We start from the raw sequence: 21,775 nt of genomic DNA, 5'->3' as shown, positions 1-21,775 counted from the left end.
CTTATTGGAGGAGCCCCTGATGGCCGTCGAGATCAATTCCAAGATCGTTTCCTACAGCGTCAAGAAGGCGGTGGAAGAGCCGCCGTTGCCCGAGGAGAACCCGCTCACGGTGCGCATCCCGTCGCGCCCCGAGGGCACCCTGGAGGCCGTGTCGGAGAAGATCTCCTACGTCGGCGCCGAGGGGCGCAAGAAGGTCTACCTGCTGGTCTCCTTCATGCCCGTGGAGGGCGTGCTCAACGGCAAGCGGGTGGTGATCGAGCGCCCGGTGGAGTTCTTCTTCCCCTCCGGCCAGCTCTCCAGCGAGCACCAGTGGATCACCGCCACCATGCGCAGCCTGTCGCTGGCCGCCCGCGGCGGCTACGTCACCCAGGCGGTGGCCGACCTGCGCAAGGTGGCCTGGGACAAGGGCCTGGTGCGCTGCGGCATGAACCGCTGGGGCAAGCCGGTGTTCCACGACTCCGAGGTGGCGGCCATCGCCTGGTCGATCCAGCAGATCCTCTACCGCCGCGGCTTCCTGGATCAGGACGGCAACCAGGTGCCGGTGGAGGAGCTGGTGGCGCGCTACGCCCAGCGCCAGGCCAGCGGCCACCTGTGGGTGCCGCCCACCGCCGAGGAGATCGAGCAGGCCGAGCGCAAGGCCGAGGAAGCCGCCCACGCCAAGGGTGACGGCCCCACCGTGGTCGGCCACTGCCCCGAGTGCAACGGCGAGCTGATCATGATGGATGGCTGCCCCACCTGCTACTCCGGCTGCGGCTGGTCCAAGTGCGGGTAAGCACCAGGCGCTGACACGCCAGGGCCGCCAACGCATCGCCCCGGGTCACGTGAGTGGCCCGGGGCGATGGCGTTCGGGGGCTCAGCCGCGCAGCTCGACGGCGGTGAAGTGAGGGCGAAGCCGGCGGATCAGGGTCTCCAGCGCCTCCCGGGGCGGGGCGTCCTCGACGGCGTCGCGATAGGCTGGATCCAGGCAGCGCTCCAGGCGGGCGAGCTGGATGGCGTAGCGGCGCACCCCGCAGTCGGCCAGGGTCATGGCCAGCCGCTCCAAGTCCTCGAGGGTGAGGTCGCGCCAGTGCAGGGTGGTGCGGCACTCGAAGGGCACCCCGGCCTCCAGCAGCAGCGAGAGGCTCAGGGCGTGCTGGCGCCAGATGCCGGGGCGCCCGCCGATGCGGTCGAAGTCGGCGCCGCGGCCCTTGGTGTCCAGGGCCACCCAGTCGAGCCGCGGCAGCAGGCGTTCCAGGCGCTCCGGATAGGGGCCGGCGGTGTGCAGCCCCACCGCCAGGCCCAGGGCGCGGCAGGCGTCGGCGGCGGCCGGCAGGTCGGGGTGCAGGGTGGGCTCGCCACCGCTGAATACCACGGCGTCGAGCTCATCCAGCCGGGTGGCCAGCAGTCCCTCGATGGCCTGCCATTCGCCTGGAACAGCGCGCCGCGCCGGCCCCATGCTGCTCGCCGTCTCGCAGTAGCCGCAGGCCAGCGGACAGCCCTGCAGGTAGACCACCGCCGCCCGGCGCCCCGGGAAGGCGTGGTCGTCCCGGGCGTCGAAGCCGGCGATGGGCAGGCGGATCGTCGCCGGCTCGGGCACCAGGGGGATCACCATGGCGCTCACCCCAGGCCGGCGGCCCGGCTGTGGTCCATGCCGGGGCGGCCGTGCCAGTAGCCGTCGCAGATCTCGACGTCGACCAGGCTGAGCGGGTCGGGGGCGGGCAGCTCGCCGCGGCGGGCGGCATCGAAGGCCGCGACCACCTCCGCCATGCCCTCGTGGCGAGGGCTGAGGCGCGCCACACCGACACCCATCCCGGCCATGTCGCGCACCTCGTGGCGCAGGTCCTGGCAGGCGCCGGAGAGGGTCTGGATGCCGTTCAGGGTGAACACCTGCTGGTCTTCCTGGGAGCGAAGGGCCAGCCCCTCCGGGTGCTTCTGGCAGACGAACTGGCAGCGATCCTTGGGCTTCTGGTAGCGCCGTGCGGTGAAGCAGCGCGATGACCAGGCGAGCGGCAGGTGGCCGTAGGCGAACACCTCGCAGGGCGCCTCGATTCCCTGCTCGCGGCAGTCCTCAAGCAGCCGGGCCAGGTCGTCCTTCGACATCTCCACCGGCGCCTGCCAGCGCCGCATGCCGGCCCGGGTCAGCACCGAGAGCGTGGCCGGGTTGTAGAGGTTGAGCGCGGCACCGGCCACGAAGGGGCGGCCCGCCGCCGACAGGCGCTGCAGGGCGCTCTGGTCGTTGGCCTCCACCAGGAACTCGCCGTTGTCGCAGAGCTTGCGCAGGTCGCGCAGGTCGGCCTCGGACTCGATCAGGGTCTGGCTAGACAGCACCACCTGCTTGCCGCTCTGGGTCAGCTCGCGGCCGATACCCAGCCAGTCATCGAGCTTCATGTCCCGCCGCCGCGAGCACACCGACTCGCCCAGATGGACGATCTCCACCGGCCAGTCGGCGGCCTCGCGGTAGAAGTCGGCGTAGCGCTCGCGGGTCCAGTAGAAGAGCACCGGGCCGAGCGACAGCTGGAGTGTGGGGGATGCGGACATGGGGGCTCTCCTATTTCCAGCGGCGCTCGTAGGCGCCCAGGGTGGTGGTGCTGCCTTCGGAGACCTCGCCGAGGCCGGTCATCCAGGCGGGCTCGGGTTGGAAGCGTCCCGGCGCGCGCGCCAGGCGATCCAGGGCCTGGCGCCAGATGCCGGCGACCTTCGACACATAGGCCGGGCTGCGCTGGCGGCCCTCGATCTTGACCGCCGCGATGCCGAGCTCCTGGAGCTCCGGCAAGAGCTCCAGGGTGTTGAGGCTGGTGGGCTCCTCGATGGCGTGGTAGGTCTCGCCGCCCACCTCGAAGCGCCCCTTGCACAGGGTGGGGTAGCCGGCGTTCTCGCCCTCGCCGTAGCGGTCGATCAGCACGCCGTTGAGGCGCGACTCCAGGCCCTTCGGGGTCTCCTCCCAGCGCACATGGGCCGCTGGCGAGCAGACGCCACGGGTGTTGGGCGACTCGCCGGTGAGATAGGACGACAGGTAGCAGCGCCCCTCGGCCATGATGCACAGGCTTCCGAAGGCGAAGACCTCGAGCTCCACCGGGCTCTGCCTGGCCAGGTCACGCACCTGGGTGATGGAGAGCACGCGCGGCAGCACGGCGCGCCTGATGCCGAACTGGTCGTGGTAGAAGCGCAGCGCCTCATGGCTGGTGGCCGAGCCCTGCACCGAGAGGTGGCGGGTGAGGTCCGGGTGGCGGCGGGCGGCGTAGTCGAGCAGCCCCATGTCGGCCATGATCAGGGCATCGACGCCGAGATCCGCGGCCTGGTCCACGGCGCGGGTCCACATCGCCCAGCCATCCGGCTGCGGGTAGGTGTTGATGGCGCAGAACACCCGCTTGCCGCGGGCATGGGCGTAGTCGATGCCCTCCCGGGCACGCTTGTCGGTGAAGTTGAGCCCGGCGAACTGGCGGGCGTTGGTCGTATTCTGGAAGCCGAAGTAGACGGCATCGGCCCCTTCATCCACGGCACGCTTCAGGGCGGGCAGGTTGCCGGCGGGGCAGACGAGCTCCATGGTGAGCCTCCTGTGGTGGGAATCCCGACCATGCTAGTCGACTACCCTTCGCGGCCTTTTGACTCGGGTCATGGCGGGCCGGAATCCTCGCCGCAGGCGGCTCCTGGCAAGGGAGTGCTTGCCCAACCGGTTCATGGCGGTGGGGTGCCAGAGGCCCCTCGGCGGCCGGCCTCCTTTGCATCCAGCGCCTGATGCAGGTCCGCGAGCAGGTCCTCGACCTCCTCCAGGCCTACCGACAGCCGCAGCATGCCGTCGCCGATGCCGCGTCGTGCCCGCTCCTCCGGCGTCAGGTCGGCATGGGATGTGGCGCAGGGCTGTGAGACCAGGCTCTCGACGCCGCCGAGGCTGGGTGCCAGGGCGAAGAGGGATAAGCGGTCGGCCACCCTGGCCGCCGCCTCTCGACCGCCGGCCAGTTCGAGGGTCAGCATGCCGCCGAAGCCGCTCATCTGGCGCTGTGCCAGGGCATGACCGGGGTGTGAATCCAGGCCGGGGTAAAGAACCCGCTCGATGGCGGGGTGTCCCCGCAGTGACTCGGCGATGGCTTGGGCCGAGGCGTTATGGCGCTGCATGCGCAGCGGCAGGGTGCGCAGGCTGCGCGACAGCAGCGATGCCGCCTGGGGCGACAGCGCCGTGCCGAGGTTCTGGCGCCAGTGCCACAGCGGCGCCAGCATCTCGGCACTCCCCATCACGGCGCCGGCGGTGAGGTCGCTGTGCCCGCCCAGATACTTGGTCGCGCTGTGGACCACCAGGTCGGCGCCCAGCGCCAGCGGCCGCTGGTTGATCGGCGTGGCGAAGGTGCCGTCCACCGCCACCAGAGCACCGTGGCGATGGGCCTGATCGGCCACCGCCGCGATGTCGATCAGGCGCAGCGTCGGATTGGTCGGCGTCTCCAGATAGACCAGCCCCACACCGGAGGCCAGCAGCCGCTCCAGTGGCTCGGGCTTATACCCCTCGAGCAGGTGGGTCTCGATACCCAGTGCCGGCAGCTGCTGTTCGAGCAGGCTCAGGGTGCCCCCATAGACCTCCCCCAGGCAGGCGATACCCCGGCGACCGTGCGCGAGGAACAGGGTGCTGATGGCGCCCATGCCGGACGAGAAGGCCCAGGCCGCTTCGGCCTCCTCCAGTGCCGCCAGGGTCTCCTCCAGGGCGAAGAGCGTTGGGTTGTGGCCGTATCGGGTGTAGAGGGGAGCCTGTCGCCGCCCCTCGGTCACCTCCAGCAGGGTGGCGGTATCCGGGAAGGCGAAGGTGGTGGTGTCGTAGATCGGCATATGCGGGCTGCCGAAGGTGTCCCGCTGCCGCTGGCCATGGATGGCACGAGTGGCGGGACCGAAGTGTGGCGATTGGGACATGGTGGACCTCCGAACGGACTTTCCTTCACGCTAGCCTCTTTTTGCAATCTATTCATTTGTTTTCAATAGCTTATTTTTTCATCCGGCTGCTTGTAGTTCGTATATTCAGTCGCTTTCTCGGCTAACTTGATCGTGGTCAGAGGTATAGCCATCACGCCTGGCAGGAAGGCGGGTTCACGCCTAAGATAGTGAGCAATTACTATCTTTAGAGGCTCGAGCATGTCCCAGCGTCAGCATCTCCCCGCCGACGAGCGCCGGGAGCGCACCGTGGAGGCCGTCATCGAGCTCTGCGGCCGAGAGGAGCCCGCCACCCTGACCACCGGGCGTATCGCCCGACGCATGGGGGTCACCCAGGGAGCGCTGTTTCGCCACTTCGCCAGCAAGGAGGCGATCTGGGAGGCGACGGTGGCCTGGGTCGCCGAGCGGGTGATGGTGCGGGTGGGAGCCGCCGCCGAGGGCAGCGAGGCCCCCCTGGAAGCGCTTGAGGCGATGTTTCTGGCCCACGTGGCCTTCATCGCCGAGCATCCGGGGGTGCCGCGGCTGCTGATGGGCCAGCTGCAGCACCCGCGGCCCACCGCCGCCAGCCGCTTGGTGCGCGAGCTGCTGGAGCGCTATCGGCGTCGCCTGCTTGGCCTGCTCGAGGAGGCCGGGCGTCGGGGGCAGCTGCGTCCCGGGCTCGACCTGGACGCGGCGGCGACCCAGTTCATCGGCTGCGTCCAGGGGCTGGTGATTCAGGCGCTGATTGCCGATGACGTGGCGGGCATCGTTGATCGAGCACCGGCGGCCTTCGATCTCTATCAGTACGGCATCAGCGCGGATGCGGGGGGGAAGGCATGAAGCCCTGGGTTCGGCGATTGGGGCGAGGACTGGCAGTGCTCATTGGCATCGCCGTCGGCGCGGCGCTGCTGGTGCTCTTCGTAGCCAACCGCCAGGCCCCCGAGCGTCAGGAGGCGAGGGCCTCCGCCACCCCAGTGCGGGTCATCGAGGTGCGACCGCTCGCCTTCCGCCTGGAGGCGCGTGGCCATGGCGTGGCTCGCCCCGCCGAGACCTGGCAGGCGGTGGCCAACGTGGCGGGGCGCGTGGTCGAGCGTCACCCGGATCTGGAGAGCGGCACCCTGCTGCCCAAAGGTACCCTGCTGCTGGCCCTGGATCCCAGCCGTTATGAGCTGGCCATCGCCGAGGCCGAGGCAGAGCTGGCGAGCCTTGCCGGCGAGCTGGCCCAGATCGAGGCGGAGGAGAAGAACACCCGTCGCCTGTTGGGGTTGGAACAGCAGGCGCTCGCCCTGGCCGAGCAGGAGCTGTCGCGCATCGAGCGCCTGGCGGCCAGCGGCTCGGTCTCCGGCTCGCGGCGCGACGAGCAGCGCCGCAATACCCTAGGCCAGCGCCAGGCGGTCGCCTCGCTGGAGAACAGCCTGGCGCTGCTGCCGGCGCGGCGCGAGGTGCTCGAGGCGCAGCGCGAGCGTGCCGCGGTGCGCTTGGCCCAGGCCCACGTGGACCTCGACGATACCCGCTTCGAGGCGCCCTACGACCTGCGCCTGGGCGAAGTCTCGGTGGAAATGCACCAGTTCGTGGCCAGTGGGCAGCGGTTGTTCCTGGCGGAGAGCCTGGCCGCCGCGGAGGTGGAGGCGCATATCCCCATCGCCATGATGCGTCAGCTGCTGGCCGCGGTCATGCCGGAGGCGCCCCTCGGCGAGGCACTGGACCTGACCGAGGGGCTGGACCTGGCGGAGCGGCTGGACTTCTCCGCGGTAACGGCCGAGCTCTCCCTGGTCGGCGCCGAGGGCGTGGGCTGGACCGGAGAGCTGGTACGTGTGGCCAGCGGGCTGGATCCGACTACCCGCACGGTGCGTGCGGTGGTGCGGGTCGATCACCCCTATCGCGACGCGCGCCCACCGGATCGTCCGCCTCTTCAGCGCGACATGTACGTGCGTACGCGGCTGACCGCGGCGAGCCCGCAGCCACGGTTGGCGATTCCGGCCAGCGCCGTGCATCAGGGCGAGGTGTGGCGGGTGGATGCCGAGCAGCGCCTCGCGCGGCGCGAAGTGAGCGTGGCCTTCACCCAGAGGGACCTGGCGGTGATCGAGGCGGGGCTCGAGCCCGGTGAGCGGGTGGTGGTGGATGACCTGCCCGCGGCGATCGTCGGCATGGCCCTCGACCCGCGTCGTGACGAGGCCCTGGAGGCGAGTATCGCCGAGCAGGCCCAGCCATGATCCGCTGGTTCGCCGCTCACCCCACCGCCGCCAACCTGCTGCTTCTCCTGCTGCTGGCCGCCGGGTTCTTCTCCGCCCCGTCGCTCAAGCGCGAGACCTTCCCCGACTACCGTCCGGTGGAGGCGAGCATCGAGGTGGTCTATCGCGGCGCCAGTGCCGCCGACGTGGAGGATGCCGTGTGCCGGCGCCTGCACGAGGCGGTGAAGGGGGTGGAGTTCCTCGACGAGTTCGCCTGCGTGGCCCAGGACAACCTGGCCAGCGCCACCGCTACCATGGCGGCCGGCGGCGCCCCCCTGCGCTTCATGAGCGAGCTCGACACAGAGGTCTCTGCCATAACCGAGTTTCCTGCCCGGGCGGATCCGCCGGTGGTGCGCGAGCTGCACCGCAGCGACGCGGTGGCGGCGGTGGCGGTCTCCGCGGACATGCCGAGGCGCCAGCTCGAAGAGTACGCCCTGCGCCTGGAGGAGCGGATCATGGCGCTGCCCGGCGTGGCGGAGGTGGCGATCCAGGGCATGTCCCAGCGCCAGTGGCAGGTGGAGGTGCCCGGCGAGGTGCTCGCCCAGCATGGGCTCTCGGCCCGCGAGTTGGCGCGGCGGATCTCGGCCCAGAGCCTGGACCTGCCGCTGGGCACCCTGGAGACCCCCGAGCGCGAACTCCTGCTGCGCTTCACCGACCAGCGCCGCTCGCTGGCCGAGCTTGAGCGGCTGGTGGTGGTCTCCGACCCGGCCGGCGGCGAGCTGACTCTGGGCGACATCGCCACCCTGACCGAAGCCGGCGAACGCGAGGAGGAGAAGATTCGCTTCAACGGCGAACCGGCGCTGGTACTGGAAGTGAGCAAGAGCCTGCGCGACGACGCTCTGACGGTAAAGGAGCGCCTCGAGGGGCTGATCGCGGCGGAGCGGCGCCGCTTCGACGACTGGGTCTCGCTGAGCGTGACCCAGGACATGACCAGCATCGTCCGCGATCGCCTGCAGATGCTGGTGGCCAACGGCATCATGGGGCTGGCGCTGGTGGTACTGGTGATGAGCCTGTTCTTCCGCCCGCGCCTGGCGCTGTGGGCGGTGCTGGGGTTGCCCGCGGCCTTCATGGGGGCCTTTGCCGTCATGGCCCTGACCGGGCTTTCGATGAACATGATCACGCTGGTGGCCCTGCTGATGGCCATCGGTATCGTCATGGACGATGCCATCGTGATCACCGACAACATCGCCGCCCATGCCGGAGAGGGCACCACGCCGCTGGAGGCCGTGGTGACCGGTACCCGCCAGGTGCTGCCCGGGGTGCTGTCGTCCTTCCTGACCACCGCCTCGGTGTTCGTGCCGCTCTCCTTCCTGGCCGGCGAACTGGGCGCGGTGCTGGAGGTGTTGCCGGTGGTGCTGGTGGCCGCCCTGACGGCGAGCCTGATCGAGGCGTTCTGGATTCTGCCTCACCACCTCAAGGGCAGCGTGAAGCATCTGCAGCAGGACCATGAGTCGCGTTTTCGCGATGCCTTCGACCGTGGCTTCGAGCGCTTCCGCGAGGGGGTGGGCCGCCTGGCCGACAGGGCGATTCGTCTCCGCCATGCGGTGCTGGGGGCGGTGCTGGCCGTGATGCTGGCCTCCTTCGGCTTTCTGGCCGGCGGCCACCTCGGCAGCGAGGCGATGCCCGACATCGAGGGCGACATGCTGGAGGCGCGCCTGCTGATGCCCCAGGGGACGCCGCTTGAGCGCACCGAAGCGGTTGCCGGGCGCATCGAGGCGGCGATGCGCCAGCTCGATGAACGCCACTCCCCCGGGCAGCCGGAGGGCGCGGCGCTGGTGGAGGCGATCCAGGTGCGCTTCAACCACAACGCCAGCGCCCGGGAGGCGGGGCCCCACGTGGCGACTGTCAGCGTCGACCTGCTCACCGCCGAGCGGCGAACGGTGTCGCTGGACACCCTGACCGTAGAGTGGCGGGAGGCGATCGGCGAGATCCCGGGCGTGCAGCGCCTGATCATACAGGAGCCCGGCTTCGGCCCCGCCGGGGTGCCGGTGGAGGTGCGCCTCGCCGGCGAGGACCTCGAGGCCATGAAGGCGGCGGCCCTCGAGCTGGCCACGCGGCTGGAGGGGTATGCGGCGGTCTACAACGTCATGGATGATCAGCGCCTGGGCAAGCCCCAGCGCGCCTACTCGCTGGCTCCGGGGGCTCACGGCCTGGGGCTCACCGCCGAGGAGGTGGCGAGTCAGCTGCGTGCCGCCCTGCTCGGCGAGATCGCCGACACCCAGCGCATCGGCGAGCAGGAGATCGAGGTGCTGGTGCGCCAGACTGAGGGCGACCGCGATGGCCTCGATGACCTGGCCGACCAGACCCTGATGCGCCCCGACGGCAGCCGGGTGCCGCTCTCGGTGGTGACCGAGGTGGCCGAGCGCCGCGAGTGGGCGCGCATCACCCGCATCGACGGGCGGCGCACCGTCACCGTGGAGGCCAACGTGGACGCCCGCCAGGCCAGCGGTCAGGCCATCGTCGACGACCTGGTCGACAGCGGCTGGCTGGCCGAGTTCGAGGCGCGCCATCCCGAGGTGGCGGTCAGCTTCGAGGGGCAGGTGGCCAGCTCCGCCGAGACCGGGGGTTCCATCGCCCGCGGCCTGCTGATCGGCCTGGTGGGGATCTTCGTGATCCTCTCCTTCCAGTTCCGCAGCTACGTGGAGCCGCTGATCGTCATGCTCTCCATCCCGTTGGCCTTCATCGGCGCGCTGTGGGGGCACGTGATCATGGGCTACTACCTCTCGATGCCCTCGCTGATCGGTGCCGCCTCGCTGGCCGGTATCGTGGTCAACAACGCCATCCTGCTGATCCACTTCATCAAGACCCACCGCGAGCGAGGCCTGGACGCGGTAGCGGCCGCGGGGCAGGCCAGCCGCGACCGTCTGCGTGCCATCCTGATCTCCTCTACCACCACCATCGCCGGCCTGGCGCCGCTGCTGGCCGAGACCAGCAGCCAGGCGGATGCCATCAAGCCGCTGGTCATCGCCGTGGTGTTCGGCTTGCTGAGCGCCACCCTGCTGGTGCTGCTGGTGATCCCGGCACTCTATGTGCTGTTCGACGACTGGGGCTGGACCACCCACCCGGAGATTCCTCCGGGCAAGGATGCCCCGGGGGCGGCGTGCTCTTGACGGCGGAAGCAGCGAGGCTAACCTTAAGAAGTATTCATAATATATTTTAAGTCCGGCTCCAGGCCTGAAGGGGGCTCGATGCTCAAGGTACGGCTCTATCGCTACCACCCAGAGGAGGACGACCTGCCTCGCATGGACAGCCTGGAGGTCGAGGAGCGCTTCCGCAAGGCGATGGTGCTCGACGTGCTCGAACACCTCAAGCAACGGGACCCCACCCTGGCCTATCGGCGCTCCTGCCGCGAGGGAGTGTGCGGCTCCGATGGCATGAACATCAACGGCAAGAACGGGCTGGCCTGCATCACCCCGGTGGAGGAGGTGCTCGGCAAGGGCGATACCCTGACCCTGCGCCCGTTGCCGGGCATGCCGGTGATCCGTGACCTGGTCGTCGACCAGACGCTGTTCTTCCGCCAGTTCGAGAAGATCCGCCCCTGGCTGATCAACGACGAGCCAGCCACCACCATCGAGCGACGCCAGAGCCCGGCGGATCGCGAGAAGCTCGACGGCCTCTACGAATGCATCCTGTGCGCCTGCTGCAGCTCGGCCTGTCCCTCCTGGTGGTGGAACCCCGACAAGTACATCGGTCCGGCCGGCCTGATCCAGGCCTACCGCTTCCTGATCGACAGCCGGGACACCGCCACCGACGAGCGGCTGGCGGAGCTCGATGACCCCTTCAGCGTGTTCCGTTGCCGACAGATCGCCAACTGCACCTGGGTCCCCAAGGGGCTCAATCCGATGCGGGCCATCGGCCATATCAAGGCGATGCTGCTGGCGCGTGGCAGCTAAGACCCATCGAACAACATCCACATGACGACGACGTCCCGGCCAGCCCGGGGCGTCGTCTTGTCGTGGAGGAGGATGAGGCTCAGGCGGCGTCGAGGGGACGCGAGGGGCCAAAGTGCTCGTAGTGGCGACGCTCGGCGGGCACGCCCAGCTCGGCCAGTGCGCGGTCCACGGCCGTCATGAAGCCCTGGGGGCCGACGAAGTAGCAGCGCCCGCCCTCGGGCAGGTAGCTTGCCAGCAGGTCGCGGTCGACTCGTCCGGTATGGTCGGCATCATCCCCGGCCTCATGGATGCTGACGGCACGCAGCCGCTCGGGATGTTCGGCGGCGAGCGCCGCCACCTCATCGCGGAATGCGTGGTGCTCGGCGTCCAGGGCGGCGTGGAGGTAGACCACCCGGCGACCCTGGGCCAGCGCCTGGTGGGCCATGGGCAGCAGCGGGGTCTGGCCGACGCCGCCGGAGGCGAGCAGCAGCGGCTCGTCGCCCTCGGCCAGGGTCAGGTCCCCGGCCGGCGGCAGCAGCGCCAGGGTATCGCCGACGCCCATGGCATCGTGCAGGTGACGGCTGGCGCGCCCCTCGGGCTCGCGCTTCACCGAGATCCGGTAACTCTTGCCGTTGGGCAGGGCAGAGAGGCTGTAGTGGCGATAGAGCGGCTCGCCATCGACGGTGAGCCTGACGCCGATGTACTGGCCGGGCGCATGGTCGGCGACGGGGCCGCCGTCCACCGGCTCGAGCACGAAGGAGCGGATCACCGCGCTCTCCTGGCGCGTCGCCGCGATGCGGAACTCGCGGGGACCCCGCCAGCCGCCGGGTCGGCGCTCGAACTCGCGATAGCGGTGCGCCTCCAGCTCGATGAGTAGGCCGGCCAACTCCTCGTAGACGCCCTCCCAGGCGGCGGCGATCTCCGGCGTCACGGCATCGCCCAGCACCTCGCCGATGGCGTCCATCAGGCATTCACCGACCAGCGGGTAGTGCTCGGGCTGGATATCCAGGGAGACATGCTTGCTGACCACCGTGGCCAGGGTCTCGCGCACCTTCTCTCGGTCGTGACGCAGCTGCACGTAGGCGAGCACGGCGCCGGCCAGCGCCCTCGGCTGGCCGCCATCGGCCTGGTGCGCCTGGTTGAACAGCGGCTTCACCTGGGGATGGCGGCTGAACAGCAGCGGATAGAAGCGCTGGGTGATGGCGTCGAGGTGTTCGGCCACCACCGGGGCGGTGGTGGCGACGAGTTGTTCCTGCTCCTGAGTCAGCATCGAGGGGCTCCGTGTCGGGGGATGTTTTTAAAGTGCATGTAAAATACATGTTAAAACCCGTCGGTGCCAGCCCCACGACGCTGCGCCGCAGCATGGCGTTCGGCTCAGTAGGCCCAGACGATCGCCATCAGAAGACCCCAGGCCAACACCCCGCCGGCCATGATGGTGTAGGTGGCCGACATGGTGGTGACGTCGTTATCGCGTCGTTCGCACAGCGCCTGGAGCCCGTGGTAGACCAGGCTGCAGGAGATGCCCAGCGCCGCCAGCACCGCCAGGGCGTTGAGCGCAAGGCTCGGGATCAGCAGCACGATGGCCGAGGACCACAGCGGCAGCGGCGCCAGGGCCGCCAGTAGGTAGGCGTCGTGGTAGCCGATCGCGAGTTCACGGGTGCCGTTGACCACGGCGTGGATCAGCCAGCCCATCACGAAGAAGGTGAGCAGCTCGGCCAGGAACAGGATGGTGGTGATGAAGCGCCACTCCCGGTCGGCGAAGCCCATGACGAAACCGTCGCCGTAGTGGGTGCCGGCGTAGTAGAGCAGCACCGGGGGCAGCAGCGACATGGGCAGCACCAGGCACCAGGCCAGGGTCGGGATCGACGGCTTGCGCTGTTGCAGGGTCTTCCAGCCCGCCTGGCGGGTGAAAGGGAGACGGATAACGGTCAGGGGGTTCATGGCGGCGCTCCTCGTTGGCCAGGGATGGTCGTCGGTCGGGAAAGGTGTATCATGTTGTGATGTTATTGCTTAACCTTTAGGCACCGCCTCCCCGGCTGTCAAGGGAGGCCATGGCTCCTTCGCCTTCGGAGACGCCGCCATGCGCGACGACGCCCTCACCAAGCGCGACTTCCAGCGCCTCTCCCACTTCCGTTACCAGCTGCGCGTCTTCCTGCGCCAGAGCGAGGATATCTGCCGTGACCACGGCCTGACGCCGCTGCAGTACCAGCTGCTGCTGCACCTGCTGGGCTTCGAGGGACGCGAGTGGGCGTCGATCGGCGAGCTGGCCGAGCGGCTCCAGGCCAAGCACCACGGCACCGTGGCGCTGGTGAATCGCTGCGAGCAGCTGGGGTTGGTGGAGCGGCGCCCGAGTCGCGGCGATCGCCGCCGCATCGAGGTGCACCTGCTGGCGCGCGGGGCGGAGCTGGCCCGGCGCATCGCCGAGCTGCACCAGCCGGAGCTGCGCCACCTGCAGGAGGAGTTCCACCTGCCCGGCTGGCCCGACCTGCCCTGAGTCGCCAACGGGCCGCGCTGACCTGAGTCAATGCGCGGCGGGGCGGCTTCGTGGTCTGCTTGCCGCGTTTCTCACCCCATGCGAGGAGATGACATGAGCGATACGCACCAGCAGGACTGGGACCCGCGTGCCGAGGAGGTGCTCGACGACCAGATCGCCGCCTATGACGAGATGCGTGGCCGCTGCCCGGTAGCCTTCAGCGACTACCTGCAGTGGTCGCTGCTGCGCCACGCGGACGTGAGGCGCGTGCTCGAGGATCACGTGACCTTCAGCAACGCGGCGAGCCGCCACCTCTCGGTGCCCAACGCCATGGATCCCCCCGAGCACACCCGCTTCCGGCGCCTCATCGAGCCCTACTTCGGTCCTGCCGCCATGGCCGAGTTCGCCCCGCGCTGCCGCGCCATCGCCGGGGCCGTGGTCGATCGGCTGCCCGCCGATGGCGAGGTGGAGGCGATGGCCGAGATGGGCCAGGACTTCGCCCTGGAGATCCAGTGTGCCTTCATGGGCTGGCCCGCCACGCTCCACGAGCCGCTGCGCGCCTGGGTGAAGCGCCAGCAGGCCGCCACCCTGGCCCAGGACCGCGAGGCGCTGGGCGAGCTGGCGCTGGAGTTCGACGGCGTGATCCACGAGCAATTGGCCAGCCGCCGCGCGGCCGGCGACGCCGCGCCGGACGACGTCACCACCCGGATCATGAACGAGACCGTCGAGGGGCGCGCGCTCGCCGACGAGGAGATCGTCAGCATCCTGCGCAACTGGACGGTGGGGGAGCTCGGCACCATCTCGGCGAGCATCGGCATCCTGGCGCGCTACCTGGCGGCGAACCCGGAGCTGCAGGGGCGGCTGCGTGCCGATCGCCGCCTGCTGCCCGCGGCCATCGACGAGATCCTGCGCCTCGATGCGCCGCTGATGTCCAACCGGCGCGTCGTTACCCGGCCGGTGGAGATCGGTGGCCGCCGCCTCGCTGCGGGCGAACGCCTGACGCTGCTGTGGGGCTCGGCCAACCGCGACGAGGCGGTGTTCGGCGACCCCGACGAGGTGCGCCTGGATCGCGACCCCAAGGACAACCTGCTCTACGGGGCCGGCATCCACGTCTGCCCCGGGGCGCCCCTGGCGCGCATGGAGCTTCACGATTTCATGGACGCGCTGCTCGACGCCAGCGTCGATATCGCGCTGCTGCCGGGGCGCCCCGCGGTGCGCGCCCTCTACCCCGCCGGCGGCTACTCCGCGGTGCCGCTGCACGTGCGGCGCTAGTCGCTAATGACTCGCATCAGTGAGGGCGTCAGTGACAGGTCGTAGAGGGGGCCGAGCCCCCTCACTCACAGCCCGATACGGTGGGCCCGGTCGGTAAAGAAGATGCCGCTGGGCGACTCGCTGTCGAGCCGGGCGACCTCCTCCAGGGTGCGGGTGTCATAGACCACCACCCGGTCGCTGTCCCGGGCCGAGACCCAGGCCTGCTCCCCCTTGGGGGTGAACTCCATGTGCAGCACCGCCTCGCCCGGCTCCAGGGTGGCGACGATCTCGCGGGACTCGGTGTCGATCACCTGCACCACGTCGTTGTCCGGGTGGGCGAAGTTGACCCACACCTGGCGTTCGTCGGGGCGGCGCATCACGAAGATCGGCTGGCCGTGGACCGGGAGGCGATCCTTCAGCGACCAGTCGTCGGCGTCGGCGATCAGCACCTCGTGGCGGCCCACCGCCGGCAGCCAGGCCTCGTCGCCGGCCAGGGTCCAGCCCTCCAGGTGGGGCATCTTGTAGACCGGCAGGCGCTCCTCGCCGCGGCCGTAGTCGGGGAGGATGCGCTGCACCCCCGCCTCGGGATGCCACAGGTCGAGCAGCGCCAGCCCATCCTCGCCGAACAGCCCGGCGATGTAGTAGCGCCCGTTGGGGCCGATCAGGGCGTCGTAGGGCTCCTCGCCGATATCGGTGAAGCGCGTCAGCTCGGGGGTGTCGCCGTTCATGTCGACCAGGTGGATCTCGCCGGCCTCGAACAGGCTGTAGACGAAGCGGTTGCCGGGGGCATCCACCAGGCCCACCACCTTGGAGCGCCGCGTCTCGCCTGCCGCGTCCCGGTAGGTGGCGGGAATGTCGGCCACCTCCTCCAGGGTCTCGCTGTCGAAGAGCTTCACGCCGCCCGGCTCGTAGTTGGCCACCGCCACCAGGGCGCCATCCTGGGAGACGGCGCCGCCGATGCTGTTGCCGGACTGCATCACCCGATGGGTGATCTCGCCGCTGAGCAGGTCGACCCGGCTCAGCCCGCCGTCGCGGCCGAAGACGAAGGCGTAGCGGGCGTCGCGGGAGAACTTGACCGAGGCGTGGGAGAGATCCCCCAGCCCCTCCACCCGGTCGAGGATGCGGCGCTCGCTGGTGTCCACCACCGCCAGGCTGCCGGTGGCACGCTCCACCACCACACCGAGGTCGCCGGTGCCACGCAGCTCGGTGGTCGGGGTCGCCTGGCAGCCGGCCACCAGGGCGGCGAGGGAGAGGGCGGCGAGGGGCTTGCGAAGGGCAGGGGCGATCATGGCCACTCCTTGTGATCGGGAAGGACGTCACTCATCCAGGGGGGTGTCGTTCTGCAGATGGTCGGCGAGCCAGCGGGCCTCCTGTTCGGTCAGCAGCCCCTCCCAGCCCGGCATGGCCGTGCCCTCGACGCCATGGAGGATCAGCGCGGCCAGGCCATCGCGGCTGTAGGCGTTCATGCGCGACTGCGGCAGTGCGGGGCCCAGGCCGCCGCGCAGGGTCATGCCGTGGCAGGAGCCGCAGTCCTGGTAGAGCAGCGTCTCGAGCTCGGACTCGCGCTCGGCCGGGAGCGACGGCTCGGCGCCGGCGGCCAGCGGCAGGGCACCGATCGCAAGGGGCAGCAGCAGGCGAAGAAGGACAGGCGGCAGCATGGCGACTCCGTTGTCGGGGGCTGGCGAGAGTGTCGCCGCCGGTGCCGCCGGGCGCATTGATTGGCGTCAACGAAACGTGTCCATCCCGCCTGGTAGCAGCAAAGCCTGGGAGGCTCAATTTCCCTTTGGGGGTAGGGAGGACGAGCTTTGATACAGGTCAACGTCCACCCGAAAAACCGTCCGGCGCTCATTAAAGAAGCATGAATTATGCGCGTTATTCGGCCACTCTCTGCGCAGGAGGCCATCGGCCCGGTGAGGCCGGCCGGTCGTCCCGACGCATAACAACGATACGTCCATGTCCTGGCGACAGCGCACTCAAGGATCATGACAGAGGTGGAACGATGATGAAGAAAGACTGGTACCTCAAGCCCCTGGCCGTGGCGGTGACCACCGTCGCGCTGGGGCTCTCCGCGGCCCACGCCCAGGAGGACAAGAAGGATCTCGACGAGACCCAGGCCGCCTATCAGGGCACGGCCTCCACCGTCGACCCGGCCTCCGCCAAGGTGGTGCGCACCCCCGGGGCACCGGACCTGACCGAGGCCGAATTCGAGAAGGCCAAGGAGATCTACTTCCAGCGTTGCGCCGGCTGCCACGGCGTGCTGCGCAAGGGCGCCACCGGCAAGCCGCTGACCACCGACATCACCCAAGAACGTGGCATCGAGTACCTCAAGACCTTCATCCATTACGGCTCCCCGGCCGGCATGCCCAACTGGGGCACCTCCGGCGACCTCACCGCGGAAGAGGTCGAGCTGATGGCCAAGTACATCATGCACGAGCCGCCGCAGCCCCCCGAGTTCGGCATGGCCGACATGAAGGAGACCTGGGAGGTGCTGGTCGCCCCCGAGGATCGTCCCACCGAGAAGATGAACGACCTGGACATCGAGAACCTGTTCTCGGTCACCCTGCGTGACGCCGGCCAGATCGCCCTGATCGACGGCGCCTCCAAGGAGATCGTCAAGGTCCTCGACACCGGCTATGCGGTGCACATCTCGCGCATGTCCGCCTCCGGTCGCTACCTCTTCGTCATCGGTCGCGACGCCAAGATCGACATGATCGACCTGTGGATGGAAGATCCGAGCATCGTCGCCACCATCAAGATCGGCATGGAGGCGCGCTCCGTCGAGACCTCCAAGTTCGAGGGCTACGAGGATGACCTGGCCATCGCCGGCGCCTACTGGCCGCCCCAGTACGTGATCATGGACGGCCAGACCCTGGAGCCCAAGAAGATCGTGGCCACCCGCGGGATGACCGTCGGCGAGCAGGAGTACCATCCGGAGCCCCGCGTGGCGGCCATCGTGGCCTCCCACCAGCACCCCGAGTTCATCGTCAACATCAAGGAGACCGGCAAGGTCCGCCTGGTGAACTACGAGAACCTGGACGCCCTCTCCACCGTGGAGATCGACACCTCACGCTTCCTGCACGACGGCGGCTGGGACGCCTCGGGTCGCTACTTCCTCACCGCGGCCAACGAGTCCAACCAGATCGTGGTCATCGACGCCCAGGAGCGTGAGCTCGAGGCGATCGTCGACGTGGGCAAGATTCCGCACCCGGGCCGTGGCGCCAACTTCGTCGACCCCGAGTTCGGGCCGGTATGGGCCACCAGCCACCTAGGCGACGCCACCATCCAGCTGATCGGCACCGACCCGGAAGGGCATCCCGACAACGCCTGGCAGGTGGTGCGCACCCTGCAGGGCCAGGGCGGCGGCTCGCTGTTCATCAAGACCCACCCGGAGTCCGACAACCTCTATGTCGACACCGCGCTCAACCCCAACGAGGCGATCAGCCAGAGCGTGGCGGTCTACGACATCAATGACCTGGAGGCGGGCTACGAGGTGCTGCCCATCGCCGAGTGGGCGGATGTGGGCGAAGGGCCCAAGCGCGTCGTGCAGCCGGAGTACAACCAGGCCGGCGACGAGGTGTGGTTCTCCGTCTGGAACACCATGGATGACACCTCCGCCATCGTGGTGGTTGACGACGAGACCCGCGAGCTCAAGCACGTGATCAAGGACGAGCGGCTGGTCACCCCGACCGGCAAGTTCAACGTGATCAACACCCAGAAAGACATCTACTGATCGGGACCCGGCGGCGGGCACGCGCCCGCCGCCACCCCGCCGCAAGTGAGCTGTGCCGATGCATTGCCAAGCCCCGATTCACCAAGCCCTCGATGCGCTGGACCGTCGCCTGATCGACAGCTACCAGCGCGGCCTGCCGGTCTGCACCCGCCCCTTCCACACCGTGGCCGAGCGCCTGGGCACCAGCGAGGCCGAGGTGATCGAGCGCCTCGAGCGCCTGCAGGAGATGGGCGTGCTGAGCCGCGTGGGACCGGTGTTCGACCATGCCCGGGCCGGGGCCAGCCTGCTGGCCGCCGTGGCCGTGCCCGAGGCCGAGCGCGATGCCTTCGCAGAGCTCATCAACGCCGCCCCCGGCGTCAACCACAACTATGCCCGCGAACACGCCTACAACCTGTGGTTCGTGATGACCGCACCGGACGAGGCCGAGCTCGAGGCCCGCCTCGACGCCCTGGAGGCGCGCCTGGGCGTGCCGATCCTGCGCCTGCCGATGCTGGAGGGCTACCACATCGACCTCTCCTTCCCGATTCCCTGGGCCGAGCTGGAGCGCGCATGAAGACCGTCGACGACCTGGAGTTCGCCGCCACCGGCGCCGCCCGAGACCCCTCGCCGAAGGCCGAGCGCCGCCTGCGCGGCCTGCTCGAGCAGGGGCTGCCGCTCACCCCGCGTCCCTGGCGCACCCTGGCCGAGCAGGCCGGCATGGCCGAGGACCAGGTGATGGCCTGCGTGCATCGCTGGCAGGCGGACGGCATGATCAAGCGCCTGGGGCTGGTGGTGCGCCATCGCCGCCTGGGCATCCGGGCCAACGCCATGGTGGTGTGGGACGTGCCCGACGCCCGCGTCGTCGAGGTGGGCCGCCGCCTGGCCCACGAGACCGCGGTGACGCTCTGCTACCGCCGCCCGCGTCGGCTGCCCGATTGGCCCTACAACCTCTTCTGCATGATCCATGGCGCCCGCCGCGAGCGGGTCGAGGCCGAGCTGGCCGCCATCGTCGAGCGCCTGGGCCTGGGCGACCTGGAGCACCGCGTGCTGTTCAGCACTCACGCCTATCGCCAGTGCGGCGGCCGCTATGTGCGTGGGGAGGCGACATGACCCTGGAGGAACTCGACGCCATCGATCGCCGCCTGATCAACCGCCTGCAGGATGGCCTGCCGCTGGTGGCGCGGCCCTATGCGGCGGTGGCCGCGGAGCTCGGCATCGCCGAGGGGGACCTGCTCTATCGCCTGGAGCGCCTGCGCGAGGGTGGGGTGCTCAGCCGCTTCGGCCCGATGTACCACGCCGAGCGCCTGGGCGGGGGCCTGACCCTGGCCGCACTGGCGGTGCCCGAGGCCGACTATGAGCGGGTCACGGAGGCGGTCAACGCCTTCCCCGAGGTGGCCCACAACTACCGCCGCGAGCATGCGCTCAACATGTGGTTCGTGCTGGCCACCGAGACTCCCGAGGCGATCCCGGCGACCCTCGCCGGCATCGAGGCGGCGACGGGCCTGCCCGTCTACAACATGCCCAAGGAGGAGGAGTTCCATGTCCGTCTCCACCTGCCCGTCTAGGCCGGCCACCCAGTCGGCGCCGGCCGCGGGAACGAGCGCCGAGCGCGACGCCCAGGGCCTGGATGCCATCGACCGCGCCATCGTGCTGGCCACCCAGGCGGGCCTGCCGCTGGTGCCGGACCCCTGGGGGACGGTAGGCCGCGAGGTGGGCCTCGACGGCGCCGAGGTGCTGGCGCGGATGCGGGCCATGCAGGCGAGCGGCGTCATCCGCCGGGTCGCCGCGGTGCCCAACCACTACCGGCTCGGCTACGTGGCCAACGGCATGACGGTATGGGACGTCGACGACGCCGAGATCGAGCGCCTGGGCCGCGAGGTCGCCGCCATCGAGGGCGTCAGCCACTGCTATCGCCGCCCCCGGCACCTGCCCCACTGGCCCTACAACCTGTTCGCCATGCTCCACGGCCATAGCCGCGAGGAGGTCGAGCGCCAGGCCGCGGTGCTGCGCGAGCGCCTGGGCGAGGCGTGCCGCGACCACCGCATCCTCTACAGCACGCGCATCCTCAAGAAGACCGGGCTGCGCCTGGCGCGCCGCGCCCAGGCGTAACCACGTCAGGAGAACGCCATGTTCCGTGTCACCCGCTACATCAAGACCCTCATGGAGCCGGGCCCCCCGGGTCAGGAAACAAGAGTGCAGGCGCGTAAGCCACCCGGACCGGTGGTGATCTGGAACCTGATCCGCCGCTGCAACCTGACCTGCAAGCACTGCTATACCACTTCCGCGGACATCGACTTCGCCGGCGAGCTCTCCAACGCCGAGGCCCACGCGGTGCTCGACGACCTTGCCGCCTTCCGGGTGCCGGCGCTGATCCTCTCCGGGGGCGAGCCGCTGATGCGCGCCGACATCTTCGAGCTGTCGCGTCGCTCCCGGGGGCTGGGGATCTACACCGGGCTCTCCACCAACGGCACCCTGATCACCGAGGACAACATCGATGAGATCGCCGACGTCGGCTACGACTACGTGGGCATCAGCATCGATGGCCTCGAGGCCACCCACGACGTCATCCGCCAGCGGAAGGGCGCCTTCCGCGAGTCCATGCATGCGGTAAAGCTGTGCAAGGAGCGCGGCATCAAGGTGGGCCTGCGCTTCACCCTGACCCGCGAGAACTACGAGCAGCTCGGCGACATCCTGGCCCTGCTCGACGAGCACGACGTCGACAAGTTCTACCTCTCGCACCTCAACTACGGTGGCCGCGGCCGGCGCCACAGCAAGCAGGACGCCTGGCACCAGATGACCCGCGATGCCATGACCCGGCTCTTCGACCACTGCCGCGACGAGCTCTCGCGTGGCGTGGAGCGCGAGTACGTCACCGGCAACAACGACGCCGACGGCCCCTTCCTGCTGATGTGGGCGAGGGAGCACTTCCCCGACCAGGCCGAGGCCCTGGAGCGGCGCCTGTGCCACTGGGGGGGCAACGCCTCCGGCGAGCATATCGCCAACATCGACAACCTGGGTCACGTGCACCCGGACACCTTCTGGTGGGACCACGACCTGGGCAGCGTGCGCGAACGTCCCTTCTCGGCGATCTGGCGCGATACCACCGACCCGCTGATGGTCGGCTTCCGCCAGCGCCCGCGGCCCCTCAAGGGGCGCTGCGCCGAGTGTCGCTACCTGCCGATCTGCAACGGCAACACCCGGGTGCGCGCCTGGAAGGTCTCCGGCGATCCCTGGGAGGAGGATCCCGGCTGCTACCTGACCAATGCCGAGATCGGCGTCACCGAGGGTGGCGAGCGCCGACTCTCCGCCCCCTATTCCTCCCCACCCCATGAGGCCATCCAGGCCGTCGAGATCCGCTGAGGCCTGCGAG

21 protein-coding genes are annotated in these 21,775 nt (G+C 69.6%); 13 read left to right on the top strand and 8 right to left on the bottom strand.

The genetic code is table 11. The features are described from left to right. The first annotated feature begins 19 nt into the window (after nucleotides 1-19). A complete protein-coding gene (locus tag BLP95_RS04705) occupies nucleotides 20-772 on the top strand; it encodes a ribonucleoside-diphosphate reductase (protein WP_089677259.1) in 753 nt (250 codons plus the stop codon). Between the two features lie 81 nt (nucleotides 773-853). Here the strand turns inward: BLP95_RS04705 and BLP95_RS04700 are convergent, their stop codons facing one another. The 4 genes from BLP95_RS04700 to BLP95_RS04685 form a co-directional block, all read right to left on the bottom strand. Then, nucleotides 854-1,591, bottom strand: a complete 738-nt coding sequence (locus BLP95_RS04700; protein ID WP_089677258.1) for an anaerobic ribonucleoside-triphosphate reductase activating protein — start codon at nucleotides 1,589-1,591, stop codon at nucleotides 854-856. Between the two features lie 5 nt (nucleotides 1,592-1,596). Beyond that, nucleotides 1,597-2,517 carry a U32 family peptidase gene (locus BLP95_RS04695; protein ID WP_089677257.1) on the bottom strand — a complete coding sequence of 307 codons (921 nt, stop codon included), beginning with the start codon at nucleotides 2,515-2,517 and terminating at the stop codon, nucleotides 1,597-1,599. A 10-nt stretch (nucleotides 2,518-2,527) separates the two neighbouring features. Beyond that, a complete protein-coding gene (gene ubiU, locus BLP95_RS04690) occupies nucleotides 2,528-3,523 on the bottom strand; it encodes a ubiquinone anaerobic biosynthesis protein UbiU (protein WP_089677256.1) in 996 nt (331 codons plus the stop codon). A gap of 131 nt (nucleotides 3,524-3,654) precedes the next feature. Next, on the bottom strand, nucleotides 3,655-4,872 hold the full coding sequence (locus BLP95_RS04685; RefSeq protein WP_089677255.1) for a trans-sulfuration enzyme family protein: 1,218 nt from the start codon (nucleotides 4,870-4,872) through the stop codon (nucleotides 3,655-3,657). Between the two features lie 219 nt (nucleotides 4,873-5,091). Here BLP95_RS04685 and BLP95_RS04680 point away from each other — a divergent pair, with 219 nt between their 5' ends. The 4 genes from BLP95_RS04680 to BLP95_RS04665 all read left to right on the top strand — a co-directional run bounded on the left by BLP95_RS04680 (nucleotide 5,092) and on the right by BLP95_RS04665 (nucleotide 10,993). Further along, complete coding sequence (locus BLP95_RS04680; protein WP_089677254.1) at nucleotides 5,092-5,709, top strand: TetR/AcrR family transcriptional regulator; 618 nt, start codon at nucleotides 5,092-5,094, stop codon at nucleotides 5,707-5,709. A 35-nt stretch (nucleotides 5,710-5,744) separates the two neighbouring features. Then, complete coding sequence (locus BLP95_RS04675) at nucleotides 5,745-7,082, top strand: efflux RND transporter periplasmic adaptor subunit (protein ID WP_245678679.1); 1,338 nt, start codon at nucleotides 5,745-5,747, stop codon at nucleotides 7,080-7,082. After that, the gene (locus BLP95_RS04670) at nucleotides 7,079-10,210 is read left to right on the top strand and encodes an efflux RND transporter permease subunit (RefSeq protein WP_089677252.1); all 3,132 of its coding nucleotides are present in this window, start codon (nucleotides 7,079-7,081) and stop codon (nucleotides 10,208-10,210) included. Before BLP95_RS04675 ends, BLP95_RS04670 begins: the two co-directional genes overlap by 4 nt. A 78-nt stretch (nucleotides 10,211-10,288) precedes the next feature. Beyond that, a complete protein-coding gene (locus BLP95_RS04665) occupies nucleotides 10,289-10,993 on the top strand; it encodes a succinate dehydrogenase iron-sulfur subunit (RefSeq protein ID WP_089677251.1) in 705 nt (234 codons plus the stop codon). Nucleotides 10,994-11,072: 79 nt separating this feature from the next. Here the strand turns inward: BLP95_RS04665 and hmpA are convergent, their stop codons facing one another. Continuing rightward, on the bottom strand, nucleotides 11,073-12,242 hold the full coding sequence (hmpA, locus tag BLP95_RS04660) for an NO-inducible flavohemoprotein (protein WP_089677250.1): 1,170 nt from the start codon (nucleotides 12,240-12,242) through the stop codon (nucleotides 11,073-11,075). A 104-nt stretch (nucleotides 12,243-12,346) separates the two neighbouring features. Beyond that, nucleotides 12,347-12,913 carry a YIP1 family protein gene (locus tag BLP95_RS04655; RefSeq protein WP_089677249.1) on the bottom strand — a complete coding sequence of 189 codons (567 nt, stop codon included), beginning with the start codon at nucleotides 12,911-12,913 and terminating at the stop codon, nucleotides 12,347-12,349. Between the two features lie 139 nt (nucleotides 12,914-13,052). On the opposite strand from BLP95_RS04655, the gene BLP95_RS04650 reads away from it, so the two are divergent. Together BLP95_RS04650 and BLP95_RS04645 are read left to right on the top strand one after the other, a co-directional pair. Next, a complete protein-coding gene (locus BLP95_RS04650) occupies nucleotides 13,053-13,466 on the top strand; it encodes a MarR family transcriptional regulator (protein WP_089677248.1) in 414 nt (137 codons plus the stop codon). Nucleotides 13,467-13,559: 93 nt separating this feature from the next. Continuing rightward, a complete protein-coding gene (locus BLP95_RS04645) occupies nucleotides 13,560-14,717 on the top strand; it encodes a cytochrome P450 (RefSeq protein WP_089677247.1) in 1,158 nt (385 codons plus the stop codon). Nucleotides 14,718-14,782: 65 nt separating this feature from the next. Here the strand turns inward: BLP95_RS04645 and BLP95_RS04640 are convergent, their stop codons facing one another. Together BLP95_RS04640 and BLP95_RS04635 are read right to left on the bottom strand one after the other, a co-directional pair. After that, complete coding sequence (locus tag BLP95_RS04640; RefSeq protein WP_089677246.1) at nucleotides 14,783-15,985, bottom strand: cytochrome D1 domain-containing protein; 1,203 nt, start codon at nucleotides 15,983-15,985, stop codon at nucleotides 14,783-14,785. Between the two features lie 27 nt (nucleotides 15,986-16,012). Beyond that, complete coding sequence (locus tag BLP95_RS04635; protein ID WP_089677245.1) at nucleotides 16,013-16,354, bottom strand: c-type cytochrome; 342 nt, start codon at nucleotides 16,352-16,354, stop codon at nucleotides 16,013-16,015. 341 nt (nucleotides 16,355-16,695) lie between these two features. Between BLP95_RS04635 and BLP95_RS04630 the strand changes: the two genes are divergently transcribed. The 6 genes from BLP95_RS04630 to nirJ are packed head-to-tail and all read left to right on the top strand — an operon-like array spanning nucleotide 16,696 to nucleotide 21,765. After that, nucleotides 16,696-18,426 carry a nitrite reductase gene (locus tag BLP95_RS04630; RefSeq protein ID WP_281187369.1) on the top strand — a complete coding sequence of 577 codons (1,731 nt, stop codon included), beginning with the start codon at nucleotides 16,696-16,698 and terminating at the stop codon, nucleotides 18,424-18,426. A gap of 58 nt (nucleotides 18,427-18,484) precedes the next feature. Continuing rightward, nucleotides 18,485-18,979, top strand: a complete 495-nt coding sequence (locus BLP95_RS04625; protein WP_089677244.1) for an Lrp/AsnC family transcriptional regulator — start codon at nucleotides 18,485-18,487, stop codon at nucleotides 18,977-18,979. Next, nucleotides 18,976-19,515, top strand: a complete 540-nt coding sequence (gene ahbB, locus BLP95_RS04620; RefSeq protein ID WP_176760226.1) for a siroheme decarboxylase subunit beta — start codon at nucleotides 18,976-18,978, stop codon at nucleotides 19,513-19,515. The genes BLP95_RS04625 and ahbB (BLP95_RS04620) overlap by 4 nt, the downstream gene beginning before the upstream one ends. Then, on the top strand, nucleotides 19,512-19,970 hold the full coding sequence (locus BLP95_RS04615) for an Lrp/AsnC family transcriptional regulator (protein WP_089677243.1): 459 nt from the start codon (nucleotides 19,512-19,514) through the stop codon (nucleotides 19,968-19,970). Before ahbB (BLP95_RS04620) ends, BLP95_RS04615 begins: the two co-directional genes overlap by 4 nt. Then, complete coding sequence (gene ahbB / locus BLP95_RS04610; protein ID WP_176760225.1) at nucleotides 19,945-20,514, top strand: siroheme decarboxylase subunit beta; 570 nt, start codon at nucleotides 19,945-19,947, stop codon at nucleotides 20,512-20,514. Before BLP95_RS04615 ends, ahbB (BLP95_RS04610) begins: the two co-directional genes overlap by 26 nt. 18 nt (nucleotides 20,515-20,532) lie before the next feature. Further along, nucleotides 20,533-21,765, top strand: a complete 1,233-nt coding sequence (gene nirJ / locus BLP95_RS04605) for a heme d1 biosynthesis radical SAM protein NirJ (RefSeq protein ID WP_089677242.1) — start codon at nucleotides 20,533-20,535, stop codon at nucleotides 21,763-21,765. Nucleotides 21,766-21,775: the final 10 nt, after the last annotated feature.

This window comes from Halomonas shengliensis (assembly GCF_900104135.1).
GTDB classification, from domain to species: Bacteria; Pseudomonadota; Gammaproteobacteria; order Pseudomonadales; family Halomonadaceae; genus Halomonas; species Halomonas shengliensis.
Note: the sequence above shows the minus strand (reverse complement) of the source record. Positions and strands in the feature narration are given on the sequence as shown.

Bases quoted from the DNA above. Each gene is read 5' to 3' on its own strand.
- hmpA (WP_089677250.1), bottom strand. From the start codon at position 12,242: ATGCTGACTCAGGAGCAGGAACAACTCGTCGCCACCACCGCCCCGGTG.
- BLP95_RS04640 (WP_089677246.1), bottom strand. From the start codon at position 15,985: ATGATCGCCCCTGCCCTTCGCAAGCCCCTCGCCGCCCTCTCCCTCGCC.
- ahbB (WP_176760226.1), top strand. From the start codon at position 18,976: ATGAAGACCGTCGACGACCTGGAGTTCGCCGCCACCGGCGCCGCCCGA.
- BLP95_RS04685 (WP_089677255.1), bottom strand. From the start codon at position 4,872: ATGTCCCAATCGCCACACTTCGGTCCCGCCACTCGTGCCATCCATGGC.
- nirJ (WP_089677242.1), top strand. From the start codon at position 20,533: ATGTTCCGTGTCACCCGCTACATCAAGACCCTCATGGAGCCGGGCCCC.
- BLP95_RS04650 (WP_089677248.1), top strand. From the start codon at position 13,053: ATGCGCGACGACGCCCTCACCAAGCGCGACTTCCAGCGCCTCTCCCAC.
- BLP95_RS04680 (WP_089677254.1), top strand. From the start codon at position 5,092: ATGTCCCAGCGTCAGCATCTCCCCGCCGACGAGCGCCGGGAGCGCACC.
- ubiU (WP_089677256.1), bottom strand. From the start codon at position 3,523: ATGGAGCTCGTCTGCCCCGCCGGCAACCTGCCCGCCCTGAAGCGTGCC.
- BLP95_RS04700 (WP_089677258.1), bottom strand. From the start codon at position 1,591: ATGGTGATCCCCCTGGTGCCCGAGCCGGCGACGATCCGCCTGCCCATC.
- BLP95_RS04665 (WP_089677251.1), top strand. From the start codon at position 10,289: ATGCTCAAGGTACGGCTCTATCGCTACCACCCAGAGGAGGACGACCTG.
- BLP95_RS04655 (WP_089677249.1), bottom strand. From the start codon at position 12,913: ATGAACCCCCTGACCGTTATCCGTCTCCCTTTCACCCGCCAGGCGGGC.
- BLP95_RS04630 (WP_281187369.1), top strand. From the start codon at position 16,696: ATGATGAAGAAAGACTGGTACCTCAAGCCCCTGGCCGTGGCGGTGACC.
- ahbB (WP_176760225.1), top strand. From the start codon at position 19,945: ATGTCCGTCTCCACCTGCCCGTCTAGGCCGGCCACCCAGTCGGCGCCG.
- BLP95_RS04615 (WP_089677243.1), top strand. From the start codon at position 19,512: ATGACCCTGGAGGAACTCGACGCCATCGATCGCCGCCTGATCAACCGC.
- BLP95_RS04635 (WP_089677245.1), bottom strand. From the start codon at position 16,354: ATGCTGCCGCCTGTCCTTCTTCGCCTGCTGCTGCCCCTTGCGATCGGT.
- BLP95_RS04625 (WP_089677244.1), top strand. From the start codon at position 18,485: ATGCATTGCCAAGCCCCGATTCACCAAGCCCTCGATGCGCTGGACCGT.
- BLP95_RS04645 (WP_089677247.1), top strand. From the start codon at position 13,560: ATGAGCGATACGCACCAGCAGGACTGGGACCCGCGTGCCGAGGAGGTG.
- BLP95_RS04695 (WP_089677257.1), bottom strand. From the start codon at position 2,517: ATGTCCGCATCCCCCACACTCCAGCTGTCGCTCGGCCCGGTGCTCTTC.
- BLP95_RS04670 (WP_089677252.1), top strand. From the start codon at position 7,079: ATGATCCGCTGGTTCGCCGCTCACCCCACCGCCGCCAACCTGCTGCTT.
- BLP95_RS04705 (WP_089677259.1), top strand. From the start codon at position 20: ATGGCCGTCGAGATCAATTCCAAGATCGTTTCCTACAGCGTCAAGAAG.